Here is a 15,966-nt window from a genome sequence, read left to right on the forward strand (position 1 = left end):
GCCGGAGCCGGTGAGTCCGGCGAAGCCTGTGGCCGGGACTGGAGGACCGCTCGGCGGTACGGTGCTCACGGAGGGTCAGGGGCCGGGCGCCGGGTCCTTTCCCGACCGAGAAGAGTCGCTGCGCACGGCCTGCGGAAGGCGACAGGCGGACAAGTCGCTTCCCGTGCAGGAGCATCTCGGGGCGCACGAGGAGAACCGCACTTGCACGGGCACGCCGGTCGCCCGCGCCCGAGCGGAGCCGGCCATCGCCCTCCAGGCCCTGCCGCGCCGCTTCCCGGGCCGCGGCCGCCGCCCCGTGGTGATCCGTGCCCGCCCCGGCCGATAACGGCGCCGGGCCGCACCTTGGGCAGGGAGCACATCCTGCCGAAGGTGGCGTCGGCGATCCGGTCGGCCGGGCGGCTTCGCGGTGTGTCGCCGGCCCCGGCGAGCCGTCAGGCGGGCGTGCTATCCGGCCAGTTCCGCCAGGTCGTCGGCGGTCAGGCGCAGGCCGGCCGCCGCGGTGTTCTCCTCCAGATGGGCGAGCACGCTGGTGCCCGGGATGGCCAGCACCGCGGGAGAGATCGCGAGCAGCCAGGCCAGCGCGACCTGCGTGGTGGTGGCGCCGTGGCGAGCGGCGATGTCCGTCAACCGGGCCGGGTCGATCTTCTCGCCGCCCCCGCCGAGCGGGAAGAACGGCACGTACGCGATGCCCTCCTTCTCGCAGAGCGCGAGGAGTTCGGAGTCCGCGCGGCGGTGCACGTGGAACTGGTTCTGCACGGCGGCGACCGGGGCGATGGCACGGGCCTCGGCGAGCTGGGCGGCGTCGACGTTGCTGACGCCCAGATGCCGGATCAGCCCCTCGCTGCGCAGCTCGGCCAGGGCCGCGAAGCGTTCACCGATCGACTCGCCCCCCGGTTCTCCCATACCGCCCACCCGGAGGTAGACCAGATCGAGGCGTTCCAGGCCGAGGCGGCGCAGATCGTCCTCGACCAGACCGCGCAGCTGCTCGGGGCGGGCCTCCGCGGTGGGCACCACCGCGCCTTCCAGCAACGGGCCGACCTTGGTGGCGATCACCAGGTCGGCCGGATACGGGGAGAGCGCCTGACGGATGGTCTCGTGGGCCAGCAGGTCGCCGAATCCGTAGAAGCCGGCGGTGTCGATGTGGTTCACACCGAGTTCGACAGCGCGGCGCAGGACGGCCGCGGCCGCCTCGGGGTCGCGCACCGAGCCGCCGAGGACGAGGCGCATCGCTCCCAGGCCGAGTCTGTTGACGTGCAGGTCGCCGCCCAGCGGGAAGTCTCCGGCGGCGCCGGCCGTGGTGGTGTTCATCTGTCTGATTCCTTGGGTTGTCGAGTGACATGGTCGAGCGAACGTGCAGGACGAGAGGCGCCCCGCTTCGTACAACTGCCGCCCCGGGCAAGGGGATGCCCGGCAGGTGCGGACCACCTGCCGGGTCGCCGTGCGGGTAGGCTCACGCCTTCTGCGACTGCGCGACCTGCGCCTTCGGCTCCGGCCCGGCCGCCGGCAGCACCGTCTTCGGCAGCAGCAGCGTCGGAATGACCGCAAGCGCCAGGAATCCGACGCTCCACCAGAAGGTGTTGTCGTAGGCGTGGGCGAGGGCTGCCGGGCCCGGCTTGCCACCGGGTGCCCGGTGGATCTGATGGGTGAGCTGGATCTGCAGGACGAGGCTGATCACCGCGGTGCCCGCCGACAGGCCGAGCTGCTGGAAGATCCGGGAGGCGCCGGTCGCCCGGTTGATCTGGAGCGGCGGCAGCCCGACGTAGAGCGCGGTCGACATCGTCAGCACCACCATCGCCATGCCCATGCCCGAGACGAGCATGCCGGCAACGATGACGGCGCGGCTGGTGTGCGCGTCGAACTGCGTGAAGGTGACGCTTCCGGCGATGGCGAAGGCGAGGCCCACACTGCCGACCAGTCGCGGGCCGAGCCGGTTGAAGAACCGGCCGACCGCGAGGGAGGTCAAGACCGAGCCGACTCCGAAGCCGACCAGCAGCACACCGGTGCTCGTCGGGCTCTCCCCGTGGACCTGCTGCAGGAACAGCGGCTGCACGATGCCGGCGCCCATGGTGAGCCCGACGAGCAACAGCAGCGTGCTGGAGGTGGCGAATCCGCGGTACTTGAACATCCGCATGGACACCAGTGCCTCGACGTTCGGCCGCGCGGAGTGGGCGACGAAGGCGACCAGCAGGACGCCGCCGGCCACGAGCGGCGTGATGACCTCGGCACTGCCGAACCCGAGCGCGCCGGCCCGGGAGAAGCCGTAGACGACGGCCACCAGGCCCGGAACGAGGAGCAGTCCGCCGAGCACGTCCAGCTGGGCGGCTTTCTCCGCCTTGAAGTTGGGCAGGTTGCGGCCCGCCACCAGGAAGGCGACCACGCCGATCGGGATGTTCATGAAGAACATCCACCGCCAGTCGACGCCGACCAGGAACCCGCCGAGGACCGGGCCGAGCGTCGGCCCGATCATGCCGGGGATCGCCATCAGGGCGACCAGCCGTGCCCGGTGTTCAAGGCCCCCGAGCCGCACCAGCATCGCCTGGCCGACCGGGACCATCATTCCGCCGCCGAGTCCCTGCACCACGCGGGCGGCCACGAGCATCCAGAGCGAGCCCGACAGGCCGCACAGCACGGATCCGGCGAGAAAGGTGACCAGGGAGACGATCCACATCGTCCGGGCCCCGTAGCGGTCCGCGGCCCAGCCCGCGAGCGGCATACCGACCATCAGGGCGAGCAGGTAGGCCGTCACCACCCACTGCAAAGTCGCCACCGGAGCCGAGAGGTCATGGGAAAGTTTGTCCAGCGCGACGCTGACCATGGTGCCGTCGAGCTGCATCACGAGCAGACCCAGCAGGACGACGCCTGCGACCTTCAGTAACTCCGGTGGAAGAGGCTGGCTCTTGCCCTCAGGGCGAGCGTCAGTCGAACCTCGCTGCACCATCAGACTCCCTCGCGAACATCTGCACTCCCGGGCCTGCGGATCATGGCGACAGGTTCCCACAACTCTGCTGATCACGCAAGGACTTGCAGGACAAGCAGGATTTTGCAGATCCTGCAACCATGCGGGTTCAGCCCTCCTTTAGCACGGCGGGCTTGCATGAGCCACCAGCATCACGAGAGGTGGCCGCTGTGCGCATCCTGTTCACCCCCCTACCCAGAGCACCCCACTTGTTCTTCGTCGCCCCCCTGGCCTGGGCCTGCCGGGCGGCCGGGCACGAGGTGCGGATCGCCGCACCGCCGGCCCTCACCGAGACGACCGTCCGGGCCGGGCTGTCCGCGGTGGAGGTCGGCGGCGGCACACACGCCGTGACACGCAAGGCCCCGGGCGCCCCGCCCGCCACACCGGCCGGTCTCGCCGCGGCCTCCGCCGACGAGCAACTACGGCTGCTCGACCTCAGGTTCACGCCCCTGGTCGACATGGCCGCCCAGGTCGCGGACGACCTCGTACGGTTCGCCGAGCGCTGGCGGCCGCACCTCGTCGTCGCGGATCCGATGGCCTTCGCCGCCCCGCTGGTCTCGGGGACCCTGGGCATTCCGCTGCTGCGCCATCTCACCGGTCCCGACGTGATGCACCGCACCCACAACCCGATGCACGGGCCGCGGACGGGCGACGAGTACACCCCCAACTGGCCCGTGGGACTGGCCGACCTGTACGCGGAGTTCGGTGTGGCGGTGCGGGACGACCACGCGTCGGGCAGCATCGATCCCTGGCCGGGCAGCGTGCAGGTGCCGGACGTGCCCGCCCGCATCCCCCTGCGCTTCGTGCCGTACAACGGGGCGGCCGTCGTACCGGACTGGGCCCTGGAGCCCGGTGGCCGCCCACGGGTGTGCGTCAGCTGGGGCGAACGAGGCGAACGTGCCGAAGGCCCCGACACCGACGAGGCACCCGCCCTGTCCCGGATCCTCGACGTGCTCGGCTCCCGGGACGTCGAGGTCGTCCTGACGGGCAGTGGGGTGGACCGGGCCCGGCACGGCCGGCTCCCCGACCGGGTCCGCTTCGTCGACGACCTGCCGCTGCACGCCGTGGTGCCCGGTTGCTCCGCCCTGATCAGCGAGGGCGGCACCAACACCGTTCTCACCGCCGCCGCCTTCGGCGTTCCCCAGCTGGCGCTGCCCGTGGTGGAACGGCCTGCCAACGCGGCCGCGTTCTGCGAGAGCGGCGCGGGCCTGGTGCTGAGCGCCGCGACCGCCGAGCAGCAAGCGATCGGCTCGGCGGTCGACTCGGTGCTCAGCGACGAGGGCATCCGGGCGGCGGCGCGCAAGGTGCGCGAGGAGATCACGAGCGCTCCATCGCCCGCCGACCTGGTGCGCACCCTGGAGGATCTGGTCTGAGGGACGACCCTCCCCCGGCCCCCGCGCGGCCGGTTCCGGCGGATGCGGCCGCGCGGCCGCATCCGCCGGGGCCGGCCGCGCGTCGCCGCTCACGACCGCCGTACGGACACCGACATCTTCCGGACCCCGTAGAACTCCGACTCGTGGAAATCCGGCTCACCGGTGATCCGCAACTCGCTGAAGTGGTCCAGGAATCCGTTGAGCGCGATCTCCGTCTCCAGTCTGGCCAGCGGTGCACCCAGGCAGAAGTGGATGCCGTGGCCGAACCCCAGGTGACGGTTCGGGTCGCGGCCGATCTCGAACCGCTCCGGGTCCGGGAAGTGCCGCTCGTCGTGGTTGGCCGAGAGGATCGACGGGAAGACGAACGCATCGGCCGGGATGACGCTGCCGGCGATCTCCACGTCCTGGGTGGCGATCCGGCAGGCCCGGGGGAACGGCGGGCGCTGGCGCACCACTTCTTCCAGTGCCGAGGGCACCAGGGAACGGTCGGCACGCAACCGGACTTCGGCCTGCGGATTGTCCCGCAGACACAGCAGGGCGTTGCCGAGCATCAGCGTGGTGGTGATGTGGCCGGTGTTGAGCAGCAGGCCCGCGAACGTGGCCACCTGGAGATCCGTCAGCCGCTCCCCGTCGAGCTCGGCGGCCACCAGGGCACCGAGCACGTCATCGGCGGAGTCGTCCACGCGCCGCCGGCGGACCTCGGCCAGCAGATACTCGTCGAGCTCCTTGGTGGCGTCCGCGATGGACTGGGCCGCCGCCTGCTCGGACTCCGCCTCGTCCGCCCGGATGCCGAGCAGGCGTTCGGCGCAGCGCCGGAAGAACTGCCGGTCGGACGGCGGTATGCCGAGCAGCTCCGCGATGACGATGACCGGCAGCGGATAGGCCAGGTACTCGACGAAGTCGAAGGTGTCGTCGGGGGCGGCGGTCAGCAGCTCGCCGACGATCTCCGTGATGCGCGGCCGTAGGGCGGCGACCGTCTTCGGCGTGAACGCCTGGGTGACCAGCTGCCGCAGCTTGCGGTGGTCCGGCGGATCCTGCCACGGCAGGTTCGCGCTCAGCTTCTCCTCGCCGAAGACCGGCATCAGCCGGCCTATGTTCGAGGAGAAGCGCCCCGGGTCCGAGAAGATTTCCTGAACGTCCGCGTACCGGAAGACGACATAGCGGCCGCCCTCGTCCCGCCAGACCGGCTGCTCGTCGCGCATGTGCCGCATCCATCGCAGAATTTCGGCACCACCATCGGTGAACGATGGCATCCGGCCGATGTCGTCAGCGCTCATCAGACCTCCCCTATGGGGCCGCACCATTCTGACGAATCCGGTTCCCGCGGCCCGCAGCGAAGGAGAATTTAGCAATGAATCGACCTCCTGTCTCGATAAAATAAGCACCTATCACATATTAGCGAGATTTTAGATTTCACCGTTATGGTGACGCTCGTCTTTGTCGAACGAATTCCGGTACTTGCGCGATGTCGGTGATTCCGCACCGCCGCCGAATCAGGAGCTGCCATGACCGAGGCCACGACGGCACCGCACAGCGGCGACCTTCCTGAAATACCCGATTTCCCGATGCCGCGCGGCTGCCCGCTCGACCCGGCGCCGACGTACGCGCGCCTGCGCGCCGAGCGGCCGGTCACCCAGGTCGCCCTGCCCAGTGGGCAGAAGGCGTGGCTGGTCACCAGCTACGCGCATGTCCGCGCGCTGGTCACCGATCCCCGGATCAGCTCGGACCACACCCATCCCAACCTCCCGCTGCTCGCGCCCGTCCGGCCCACGGAGGAGCAGGCGCGCGAGGCCGGCAACACACTGGTCGGCCTCGACCCGCCGGAGCACTCCGCGCCGCGGCGCATGGTCATCGCCGAGTTCACGGTCCGGCGCGTGCAGGAACTGCGCCCCCGCATCCAGGAGATCGTGGACGGCTGCATCGACGACCTGGTCGCCGCCGGTCCCGGCGCGGACCTGGTGAGCACGGTGGCGGTGAGCGTGCCGTCGCTGGTACTGGGCGAGCTGCTGGGCGTGCGTCACCCCGACCGCGAGTTCTTCCACACCCGCGCCTCGGCCATGCTGAGCCGGTCGAGCACCCCCGAGGAACGTCAGAGCGCGATGCTCGAACTCGCCGGCTACATCAACGGCCTGATCACCGAGAAGGAGCAGGACCCGGGCGACGACCTGCTGGGCCGGCTCATCGTGAACAACCGCAAGACAGAGGTGTTCACGCGCATGGGCCTGCTGCAGATGGCCTATCTGCTGCTCGTGGCGGGCAACGAGACGACGGCGAACATGATCTCGCTGGGCACCACCGGCCTGCTGGAGAACCCCGAGGTCGTGGCCGAACTGATCGCCGACCCCAGCCGCATCGGCCCGGTCGTCGAGGAACTGCTGCGGTACTTCACCATCTCCGACGTGCTGCTCCGGACGGCCCGTGAGGACATCGAGATCGGCGGGGCGACGATCCGCGCGGGAGACGGCGTGCTGCTCGGACTCGGTTCGGCCAATCGCGACGAGACGGTCTTCGACAACCCCGACACGCTGGACCCGCACCGGGGCTCACGGCACCACATGGCGTTCGGCTACGGCGTGCACCAGTGCCTCGGCCAGAACCTCGCCCGGGCCGAACTGGAGATCGTCTTCACGACGCTGTTCCGGCGGCTGCCGAACCTGCGCCTGGCCAAGCCCGTGGCGGACCTGCCCTTCAAACACGACTCCAACACCTACGGCCTGCACGAACTGCCCGTGGCCTGGTGAACGGGCCGTCCGCGCGAGCCGGGGGACCGGCGGAATCAGTGCTTCAGGAAAGGACACCACGTGCGTATCGTCGTTGACCGCGACCGCTGTGTCGGGGCCGGCCAGTGCGTGCTCACCGAACCGCGCGTGTTCCAGCAGAGCGAGGAGGACGGCATGGTGGAGCTGCTGACCGACCGCCCCGGCCCGGACAGCGGCGAGCGGCTGCGCACCGCGGCCGCCCTGTGCCCGTCCCAGGCACTGTCCGTCGAGAACTGACCGCCCGCGGGAGCAAGGCCCCGTCCCCCCGAGGGGAAGACCGGGGCGGATGACGGGAGAAACCTATGGAGAGCGGGTCGTTGACACCGCTGGCAGGCACCGGACTGCGCGGCATGGTCGGCGACCGGGCCGCGCAACTGGGGCCGCGACACCGGTGGCAGGCACTGGACTGCGACATCACGGACGCCGCGGCGGTCGACCGGGCCGTCGCGGAGAGTCCCGCACCGGTCGTCGCGCACTTCGCCGCCTTCACCGACCTGACGGCGGCGGCCGGGCAGACGGGCGACCGCGACGGCGCCTGCTACCGGGTGAACGTCGACGGCACCCGGAATCTCGCCGCGGCGTGCCGCAGACACGGCCGGTACCTCATCCATGTGTCGACCGACTACGTCTTCAGCGGCACGCAGGAGGAGCCGTACCGGGAGTCCGACCCGCCCGACCCGCAGGACTGGTACAGCAGGACCAAGCACTGGGCCGAACAGGAGGTGCGGGAATCCGGCTGCGCGTTCTCCGTCCTCCGCCCCTCCTTCCCCTTCCGGTCCTGGTACCCGCGCAAGGAGGACCTCGTCCGCAAGATCCTCGGCGGACTCGCCGCCGGACGGATGCCGCCGATGTTCCGTGACACCCTGGTGACTCCCACCTTCGCCGACGAGTTCGCCGCAGCGGTCGAGCGCGTGGCCGAACTCAGGCCGCACAGCGGGCTGTTCCACTGCGCCGGCGGCGACGCCCTGTCGCCGTACGACCTCACGCTGACCATCGCGCGCGTCTTCGGCCTCGACGCCTCCCCTGCCGTACCCGGCCGCCTCGCCGACTATCTGCGCGGCGCCGAGCGCCCGTACCCGCGCTGGCTGAACGTGGCCAACGAGCACGCGGTCCGGACGCTGGGAGTACGGTTCTCCGGGATCGAGGACGCCCTCACCACGATGCGGGACCAGCTCGCCGTCAGCGGCGGCCTGCCGCGAACTCCCGGATCGAGCTGACCATGTAGTCGATCATCTCGTCGGTGATGCCGGGGTACACCCCGATCCAGAACGTGTCCTCGGTGACGGTGTCACTGACGGACAGGTCTCCGGAGATCCGGAAGTCGACGTCCGCGTACGCCGGATGGCGCGTGAGGTTGCCCCCGAAGAACCGGCGCGTGACGATCCGCCGCTCCTCCAGGTGGGCCACCAGTTCCCGACGGCTGTACGACGCCTGCGGCTCGACGGTCAGGACGAAACCGAACCAGCTCGGATCCGCGTCGGGCGTGGGCCTCGGCAACAGCAGGCCGGGAACGCCGTCCAGTCCCTCCCGCAGCGCACGCCAGTTGCGGCGGCGCGCCGCGCCGAACTCGTCGACCCGACGCAGCTGGCTCGCGCCCATCGCCGCCTGCAGATCGGTGCTCTTCAGGTTGTACCCGACGTGCGAGAAGATGTATTTGTGGTCGTAGCCCTGCGGCAGGGTGCCGAGTTTCTGGTCGAACCGCTTCAGGCACCGGTCGTCCTCACCGGGCTCGCACCAGCAGTCCCTCCCCCAGTCGCGGACCGACTCCACGAGCCGGGCGAGTGCCAGATCGTTGGTGAGCACACAGCCGCCTTCGCCCATGGTGATGTGGTGGGCCGGATAGAAGCTCACCGTGGCGAGGTCCCCGTACGTGCCGGTGAGCCGGCCGCGGTAACGCGAGCCGACCGCGTCGCAGTTGTCCTCGATCAGGAACAGGTCGCGGTCACGGGCGAGCGCGGCGATCTCCTCGACTGCGTACGGGTTGCCGAGCGCGTGCGCGATCATGATCGCCCGGGTCCGCGGCCCGATCGCGGCGGCGATCTGCTCCACCGTCGGGTTGTACGTGCCCAGTTCGATGTCGACGAAGACCGGGACCAGCCCGTTCTGGATGATCGGGTTGACAGTGGTGGGAAACCCGGCCGCCGCGGTGATCACCTCATCCCCCGGCCGCAGCCGCACCTCCCCCAGCTGCGGTGACGTCAGCGCGCTCAGCGCCAGCAGGTTCGCCGACGACCCCGAGTTCGTCAGGTGCGCCTTGCGCAGCCGGAAGTACCTGGCGAACTCCCGCTCGAAACGGGCGGCGCTCGGTCCCGCCGCGATACGCATCTCCAGCGCCGCCTCGACCAGCGCCACCCGGTCGCTGCCGTCCAGAACGGCACCGGAGGTGAGCACCGGCGTCTTGCCCGGCACGAACTCCTCGGCTCCCCGGCTCTCGTGGTACTTGCGCACCAGCTCCAGAATCGCTTCCTTGTCCTCACCCACGGGCCCCACCTCACACGCTTCCTCGACGAGACGTCTTACGCGCGGGGCGCCCGCAGCGGGAACCCACCACGACAGCGTCCCCGCGGCTCCTAGCAGCGAACTTGGTCTGCTCTAAATCCATCGGCCCAGCCCGTACGCGCCGCGCCCTTCAGACGAGACCCTCCAGGACACCCACCACATCACACGGGGCCGGCGCGGCCGCCATCTCCTCACGCAGCCCGCGCGCCGCGGCGCGAAACTTGTCGTCGGTCAGGGCCGCCCCGACCGCCGAGGCGATCGTCTCCGCACTCGCCTCGACGGCGTCCAGGACCACCCCGGCACCCGAGGCACTGAAGTTGAGCGCCACCCCAGGAGTGTCCGAGGCCTGCGGCAGCATGACCTGCGGCACGCCATGGCAGGCGGCGGTGAGCACCGAACCGGCACCGCCGGCGTTGACGACGGCCGAGCACGTCTCCATGTAGAGGTGGAGCGGCACGTTCTCGGCGACACGCACATGGTCCGGCAACCGGCCCAGCCGCTCGAGGTCCGTGCGGACGACGGCCAGGACCACCTCCACGTCCTCCCCCGCGAGCGCCCGCACCACCCGTGTCAGCGCACCGCTGTCGGCACCGAGCGCGGTGGTGGTCGTACCCCAGGACACACAGACACGGGGACGCCCCGGCGTTTCGAGCACCCAGTCCGGGACCGTCCCGGCCCCGTTGTAGGGGACGTAGCGCATGGGAATCCGGCCGACCACATCGGGCAGTTGGAGACTGCCGGGCCAAGGATCGACGGTCGCCACCGGGTGGTCGTCACGCACCTCCACACCGAACCGGTCGTACAGCTCCACCAACCCCTCAGGCCACTGGGCGCGCTCCTCACCGCTGCTCGGCTGCCCTTGCACCGGCCCCACCCGCCGTAGCAGATCCGGTCCCGTCAGGTGCCGCACCAGCGCGGCCCCCGCCGCCTGCGACACGAGGGGAGCCGCCAGCATCAGCGGATCGGTGACCACCACATCCGGACGCCACCGCTCGGCGAAACGCACCAGATCCGGCGCCATCACCGTGACCGTCTCGACGAGCGGCCGCATCGACTCCTGCCGCAGTCTGCGCCGCTCCTCCTCCGACTGGCCGGGACCGCCGCTCTGCCGGTAGCGGTCGATGCTGCGGGCCTCGGTGGCCCGCTGCAACATGTCGTAGTCATGGCCCACCTCGACCGCGGGCAGTCCCAGCGCCACGGTCGTCCCGGTCAGCTTCGGCTGCGAAGCGACCCGCACCTCATGACCGGCCGCCCGGCACGCCCACACCAGGGGCGCGAAATGGTAAAGATGGGTCCGTACAGCCGTCGGCGTGAACAGAACACGCACCGCGGACACCTCCCGCAATCCTTGAGACGAAGGGAACCGGACAACACCGGCCCGGCCGCAGCAGGATCCGGACCTCGGCCGAGAAGGCCACGCGCCCGTGACCGACGTCGTACACCGCACCCCCCGGTGCACCCCCGCCGGCCCGGTCCCACCAGGACAGCCGCCCCGCCTAAAGAACCACTGAAACACCCTCGCCGGGCCCCGCCCGCAACCGCGCCCCGGACACCCCCGCACTCACGTCGCAGCCGGCGCGGCACCGTCCACCGAGACCGGGCCGGCCGCACTGAACCCTCCGAACGCACCACGGTAAAACACCAGCGGCCCGGCCCCCGACGCATCCTCCGCCTGGCCGAGAAGATGCACACGGCCGACCACGATGACATGATCACCCGCGGGATGCTCTGCCTCCACGGAACACTCCAGCCACGCCAGCGCACCGTCGAGCACGGGCATCCCGGACGGTGACGCCGACCAGGACAGACCCTCGAACTTCCCGCTCCCGGAACCGGCCAACCGCCCGGCCTGCCACCCCTGCCCGGCCGCCAGAAAGCAGACACAGTGCCGCCGCCCGCCCCGCAGCCTGGGCCAGCTCGTGCTCGTGCGCGCCACACAGAACGAAACCAACGGCGGAGCGAGAGAAACGGAAGTGAAGGAACTCACCAACAACCCGACCGGAAGCCCGCCATCCATACCCGCCACCATCGCGACACCGGTAGCGAAATGCCCCATCGCAGACCGGAACCCGGCCGAGTCGACACCACCCCACCCATCCACACGATCCATCGTCATACGAGTCCTCCGCCAGACACTCCAGACCGCCACGCAGACCGGCCTCCCCCACACTCCCCCTCCCGGCTAACACACGCCTTGCACCCGTCTAGGACCAGGCCCCGAACGCCCTGCTCCCCCGTCGTGACCGCTGCGGGGAAGGCGCACCGTGTCGGCGTGTGCCGGGGAGACACGCCGGTGATCGGCATGGGCGCCGTCCGGTGGACCGGGACGGGCACCACCAGTCCCGTACCGTGTCACCGCGCCCGGCCGGCCGGCCATCCGTGGCGCCGAGAGCGACACCGCGACGCCCGGCGCAACGGCTGTCGCCGCGAACGACAACACTGTGGGAACAAGGCGGACGCACCATGCGAGTTGACCCTTTCCTCTGGTGAGCCAGTGGCTCCCTGTTCGGCGGCGGTGCGGATGTCGTCGCGGAGCGGGTGGGTAGGATCGCCGGCATGGCACTGCGACCCGTCCAGGTGAACATAAAGGCTCTTGACGCCCCGGTGGTCGGTCGGTTCTGGGCGGAGGCGCTCGGCTGGAGTGCCTACAGCCCCGGCGTGACCACCTATGTCGGACCCGCCGGCGGCCTCGTGTGGCCCGACCCGGTCGCCGTCTGCGTCGACGTCGTTCCCGTCCCGGAACCCAAGACGACGACCAAGAACCGAACGCACCTCGATCTCGCCACCACATCTGCGGCTCACCAGGCGGAGTTGATCGCGTACCTGAGGGGTCTCGGCGCAACGCCCGTCCACGTCGGCCAGGGCGCAGTGCCGTGGACGGTCCTCGCCGACCCGGAGGGCAACGAGTTCTGTGTGCTGGAGCCTCGGGAGATCTACCGGGACACCGGACCGATCGCCGCGGTGGTGGTCGACTGCGTGGATCCACGGGCCATGGCCCGGTTCTGGGGTGAGGCGATCGACTGGACCCTGCACGAGGTGACCGACGATCATGCGGTGTTGCGCTCCGCCAAGGACGTCGGCCCGTACCTCGAGTTCCTCCGCACTCCCGGCGTGAAGACCGTGCCGGACCGCGTCCATCTCGACCTGCTGCCGTACCCCGGTGACGACAGAGCAGCGGAGGTGGCCCGGCTGCGGGCCCTCGACGCCACCGACCTCGACCTCGGCCAGGGCGACGTCCCGTGGACATGCCTGGCCGACCCCGAGGGCCACGAGTTCTGCGTCCTCGCGCCTTCCTGACATCGAGGCGCGCTCGGCCGCTCCGGGGATGACACCGCGTTCACGGGCATCGTCGGCCTGCGCCACATCGGCCGTGGCTCTCTCAGGAGCGCGAAGGACATCCTGCGCGTCGTTGCGGAGGGCGACAACCCGACCGCGCGCCACCGCCGCAGCGCAGGCCTCGACCGAGCGGGTGTCCTGCGGCGTGCCGGACGGTGGCCTACCGCACCCGTCCACGGGCGGCTTCTAGCCTCGGCGGCATGCTGGGGCTTCCTGTGCGCATCCATGCCTGCCTGTTCGACCTGGACGGGGTCCTGACCCAGACCGCGAAGACGCACGCGGCCGCCTGGAAGGAGACGTTCGATGGTTGTCTCCACGAGCGCGCGACGGGCGAGAGGACCGCGTACGTCCCCTTCGACGCGGTCGGCGACTTCGACGAGTACGTGGACGGACGGCCCCGCGAGGACGGGGTGGAATCCTGCGCCGGCTCGCTCCGGTACGTCCACGCGGCGCGGGCGGCAGGCCCGCACTGCGCGGTGGTGTCGTCGAGCGCGGACACCCGGGACGTCCGTGCGGGACGGTTCGGTGTGGTCGCGGGTGTCGACCGGATGGGCCAGGCGGAGCAACCGCGGGTGCACAGGGCCGGTGTCGTGGTCCGTGACCTGGCCGACCCGCTGGAGGACCGGTGATCACCCATCCCAGTTTCACCGTCGAACCGTGGTCCCTGCGTGAGACCGAGCTGAACCTGGACGTTCTCGCACAGAGCGAATCCGTCTTCGCCCTCTCCAACGGGCACATCGGGTGGCGCGGCAATCTGGAGGAGGGAGAGCCGCACGGGCTGCCCGGCTCGTATCTCAACGGCGTCCACGAACGGCATCCCCTGCCCTACGCCGAAGCGGGCTACGGCTACCCCGAGTCCGGCCAGACGATGATCAACGTCACCGACGGCAAGGTCGTCCGGCTGCTGGTCGACGACCACCCCTACGACCTGCGCTACGGCCGGCTGGTCACGCACGAGCGGGTCCTGGACTTCCGCTCCGGCGTCCTCAGCCGCACCGCCCGGTGGACATCTCCCGGCGGTCGTACGGTGCGGATCTCCTCGCGTCGGCTCGTGTCCTTCACCCAGCGAGCGGTGGCCGCGATGGTCTACGAGGTGGAGCCGGTCGACGGCCCGGCCACGGTGGCCGTACAGTCCGAGCTCGTCGCCAACGCGCAGCTGCCGTGCTTCGAGGGCGATCCTCGTGTGGCCGCGGCGATCGAGTCACCGCTGTTGGCCGAGGAGCAGTTCGCCCAGGACACCCGGCTGCGCCTGGTGCACCGCACCGACCGCAGCGCACTGCGGGTGGCGGCAGCGGCCGACCATCTCGTCGAAGGACCGGAGAGCACCCGGTGGACGGCGCAGTGCGAACCCGACGTCAGTCGTCTGACCGTGACGGCGGACCTGGTGCCGGGGCAACCGCTCCGACTGGTGAAGTTCGTGGCCTACGGCTGGTCGGGGCAGCGCTCGCTGCCTGCCCTGCACGACCAGGTGGACGGGGCGGTGGCGGCCGCGGTCAGCACCGGCTGGGACGGTCTGGCCGCGGCGCAGCGGACGTACCTGGATCGCTTCTGGGCGGGCGCGGACGTCGAGGTCGAGGGCAATGCGCGGATCCAGCAGGCGGTGCGGTTCGCCCTCTTCCACGCGCTCCAGGCGGCCGCCCGTGGCGAGAACCGCGCGATTCCCGCCAAGGGCCTGACCGGAACCGGATACGACGGACACTGTTTCTGGGACACCGAGGCCTATGTGCTGCCGGTGCTGACCTTCACCGCTCCGGAGACCGTCGCATCGGCGCTGAGGGCACGTCACCGGATGCTGCCGGCAGCACGGGACCGCGCACGGCAACTCGGGCTCGCCGGAGCGGCGTTCCCCTGGCGCACGATCAACGGGGCCGAGTGTTCCGCCTACTGGCCGGCCGGGACGGCCGCCTTCCACATCAACGCCGCGATCGCGACGGCCGCCGACCGGTACGTCATGGTGACCGGGGACGTCGACTTCGAACGCGGTGAGGGGCTCGAACTCCTCGTGGACACCGCCCGGCTGTGGCGCTCGCTCGGTCACCATGACGCGGAGGGGGTCTTCCACATCGACGGGGTCACGGGTCCCGACGAGTACAGCGCGGTCACCCGGGACAACCTGTACACCAATGTGATGGCCCGGCAGAACCTGGTCTCGGCCGCGGACGCTGCCCTGCGCCATCCGGAACGCGCCGCGGAACTCAGTGTCGACGACGAGGAGACCGCGGCGTGGCGGGACGCCGCCGCCCGCATGGCGGTGCCGTACAACGCATCGCTCGGCGTGCACGAGCAGTCGGCCGGCTTCACGAGTCTGCAGCGCTGGGACTTCGAGGCCACCCCGCCCGAGAACTACCCGCTCCTGCTGCACTACCCCTACTTCGACCTGTACCGCAAGCAAGTCGTCAAGCAGGCCGACCTGGTGCTGGCGATGGCGGAGTGCCCGGACCTCTTCTCCGACGAGCAGAAGGCCCGCAACTTCGCCTACTACGAGGCGCTGACCGTCCGCGACTCCTCCCTGTCGGCGTGCTTCCAGGCCGTGCTCGCCGCCGAGGCAGGCCACCTGCGCCTCGCCTACGCCTACCTCGGCGAGGCCGCGCTGATGGACCTGGACGACCTGGAGCACAACACCCGCGACGGGCTCCACATCGCTTCCCTGGCCGGCACGTGGATCGCGCTGGTCGCCGGGTTCGGAGGCCTGCGCCGGTACGCCGACGAAGCCGGGAGACAGACCCGGCTGGCATTCGCACCGCGCCTGCCGGAGGCGCTGTCCAGAGTGGCGTTCACGCTGCTGGTACGCGGACGCAGGCTGAAGGTGGACATCGGTCCGTCCCTTGTGCGCTACCGGCTGGTGGAGGGCGAACCGCTGATCGTGCTGCATCACGGCGAGCCGACGACCCTGACCGCCGATGCCCCGGTGGACCGCCGGATGCCGCCCGCGCCCGTGCTCCCCGAACCACAACAGCCGCCGGGCCGACGCCCGTTGGGCCTGCCGGGTGAGGAGGAGGAGCGAGCACCGGCACAAGAGTGAGACACCAGAGGCGGGGCCCTG

Annotated in this window: 13 protein-coding genes; 7 read left to right on the forward strand and 6 right to left on the reverse strand. The window is 70.6% G+C overall.

The window, feature by feature from the left end; all coding sequences use genetic code 11:
• Window positions 1-444 precede the first annotated feature (444 nt).
• Together ACZ60X_RS38755 and ACZ60X_RS38760 are read right to left on the reverse strand one after the other, a co-directional pair.
• Window positions 445-1,308, reverse strand: coding sequence for an oxidoreductase (locus ACZ60X_RS38755; RefSeq protein ID WP_469609269.1), 864 nt, complete (start codon window positions 1,306-1,308; stop codon window positions 445-447).
• 142 nt (window positions 1,309-1,450) lie between these two features.
• Window positions 1,451-2,938, reverse strand: a complete 1,488-nt coding sequence (locus tag ACZ60X_RS38760; protein ID WP_469609271.1) for an MDR family MFS transporter — start codon at window positions 2,936-2,938, stop codon at window positions 1,451-1,453.
• A 188-nt stretch (window positions 2,939-3,126) separates the two neighbouring features.
• Here ACZ60X_RS38760 and ACZ60X_RS38765 point away from each other — a divergent pair, with 188 nt between their 5' ends.
• Entirely contained in the window at window positions 3,127-4,329 is a 1,203-nt protein-coding gene (locus ACZ60X_RS38765) for a nucleotide disphospho-sugar-binding domain-containing protein (RefSeq protein ID WP_469609273.1), read from the forward strand.
• Between the two features lie 89 nt (window positions 4,330-4,418).
• Here ACZ60X_RS38765 and ACZ60X_RS38770 read toward each other — a convergent pair whose 3' ends face one another.
• Window positions 4,419-5,606, reverse strand: a complete 1,188-nt coding sequence (locus ACZ60X_RS38770; protein ID WP_469609275.1) for a cytochrome P450 — start codon at window positions 5,604-5,606, stop codon at window positions 4,419-4,421.
• A gap of 228 nt (window positions 5,607-5,834) precedes the next feature.
• Here ACZ60X_RS38770 and ACZ60X_RS38775 point away from each other — a divergent pair, with 228 nt between their 5' ends.
• The 3 genes from ACZ60X_RS38775 (at window position 5,835) to ACZ60X_RS38785 (ending at window position 8,305) form a co-directional block, all read left to right on the forward strand.
• Window positions 5,835-7,070 (forward strand): cytochrome P450, encoded by a 1,236-nt coding sequence (locus tag ACZ60X_RS38775; protein ID WP_469609278.1) that lies wholly within the window; start codon window positions 5,835-5,837, stop codon window positions 7,068-7,070.
• Between the two features lie 60 nt (window positions 7,071-7,130).
• The gene (locus tag ACZ60X_RS38780) at window positions 7,131-7,325 is read left to right on the forward strand and encodes a ferredoxin (RefSeq protein WP_469609281.1); all 195 of its coding nucleotides are present in this window, start codon (window positions 7,131-7,133) and stop codon (window positions 7,323-7,325) included.
• An 80-nt stretch (window positions 7,326-7,405) separates the two neighbouring features.
• Complete coding sequence (locus ACZ60X_RS38785) at window positions 7,406-8,305, forward strand: SDR family oxidoreductase (RefSeq protein ID WP_469609283.1); 900 nt, start codon at window positions 7,406-7,408, stop codon at window positions 8,303-8,305.
• Here the strand turns inward: ACZ60X_RS38785 and rfbH are convergent.
• The 3 genes from rfbH to ACZ60X_RS38800 all read right to left on the reverse strand — a co-directional run bounded on the left by rfbH (window position 8,268) and on the right by ACZ60X_RS38800 (window position 11,703).
• Entirely contained in the window at window positions 8,268-9,569 is a 1,302-nt protein-coding gene (gene rfbH / locus ACZ60X_RS38790; RefSeq protein WP_469609285.1) for a lipopolysaccharide biosynthesis protein RfbH, read from the reverse strand. The genes ACZ60X_RS38785 and rfbH overlap by 38 nt on opposite strands.
• Before the next feature lie 148 nt (window positions 9,570-9,717).
• On the reverse strand, window positions 9,718-11,148 hold the full coding sequence (locus tag ACZ60X_RS38795) for a nucleotide disphospho-sugar-binding domain-containing protein (protein ID WP_469609289.1): 1,431 nt from the start codon (window positions 11,146-11,148) through the stop codon (window positions 9,718-9,720).
• On the reverse strand, window positions 11,149-11,703 hold the full coding sequence (locus ACZ60X_RS38800; protein WP_469609292.1) for a flavin reductase family protein: 555 nt from the start codon (window positions 11,701-11,703) through the stop codon (window positions 11,149-11,151).
• Between the two features lie 440 nt (window positions 11,704-12,143).
• Here ACZ60X_RS38800 and ACZ60X_RS38805 point away from each other — a divergent pair, with 440 nt between their 5' ends.
• The 3 genes from ACZ60X_RS38805 (at window position 12,144) to ACZ60X_RS38815 (ending at window position 15,945) form a co-directional block, all read left to right on the forward strand.
• The gene (locus ACZ60X_RS38805; RefSeq protein WP_469609295.1) at window positions 12,144-12,884 is read left to right on the forward strand and encodes a VOC family protein; all 741 of its coding nucleotides are present in this window, start codon (window positions 12,144-12,146) and stop codon (window positions 12,882-12,884) included.
• Between the two features lie 239 nt (window positions 12,885-13,123).
• Entirely contained in the window at window positions 13,124-13,552 is a 429-nt protein-coding gene (locus ACZ60X_RS38810) for a hypothetical protein (RefSeq protein WP_469609297.1), read from the forward strand.
• The gene (locus ACZ60X_RS38815; RefSeq protein ID WP_469609300.1) at window positions 13,549-15,945 is read left to right on the forward strand and encodes a glycoside hydrolase family 65 protein; all 2,397 of its coding nucleotides are present in this window, start codon (window positions 13,549-13,551) and stop codon (window positions 15,943-15,945) included. The genes ACZ60X_RS38810 and ACZ60X_RS38815 overlap by 4 nt, the downstream gene beginning before the upstream one ends.
• Window positions 15,946-15,966: the final 21 nt, after the last annotated feature.

It is taken from the genome of Streptomyces sp. NPDC104106 (assembly GCF_055584345.1).

Coding starts and splice junctions, on each gene's coding strand:
- ACZ60X_RS38755 (WP_469609269.1), bottom strand. CDS start 1,308: ATGAACACCACCACGGCCGGCGCCGCCGGAGACTTCCCGCTGGGCGGC.
- ACZ60X_RS38760 (WP_469609271.1), bottom strand. CDS start 2,938: ATGGTGCAGCGAGGTTCGACTGACGCTCGCCCTGAGGGCAAGAGCCAG.
- ACZ60X_RS38770 (WP_469609275.1), bottom strand. CDS start 5,606: ATGAGCGCTGACGACATCGGCCGGATGCCATCGTTCACCGATGGTGGT.
- ACZ60X_RS38775 (WP_469609278.1), top strand. CDS start 5,835: ATGACCGAGGCCACGACGGCACCGCACAGCGGCGACCTTCCTGAAATA.
- ACZ60X_RS38800 (WP_469609292.1), bottom strand. CDS start 11,703: ATGACGATGGATCGTGTGGATGGGTGGGGTGGTGTCGACTCGGCCGGG.
- ACZ60X_RS38805 (WP_469609295.1), top strand. CDS start 12,144: ATGGCACTGCGACCCGTCCAGGTGAACATAAAGGCTCTTGACGCCCCG.
- ACZ60X_RS38810 (WP_469609297.1), top strand. CDS start 13,124: ATGCTGGGGCTTCCTGTGCGCATCCATGCCTGCCTGTTCGACCTGGAC.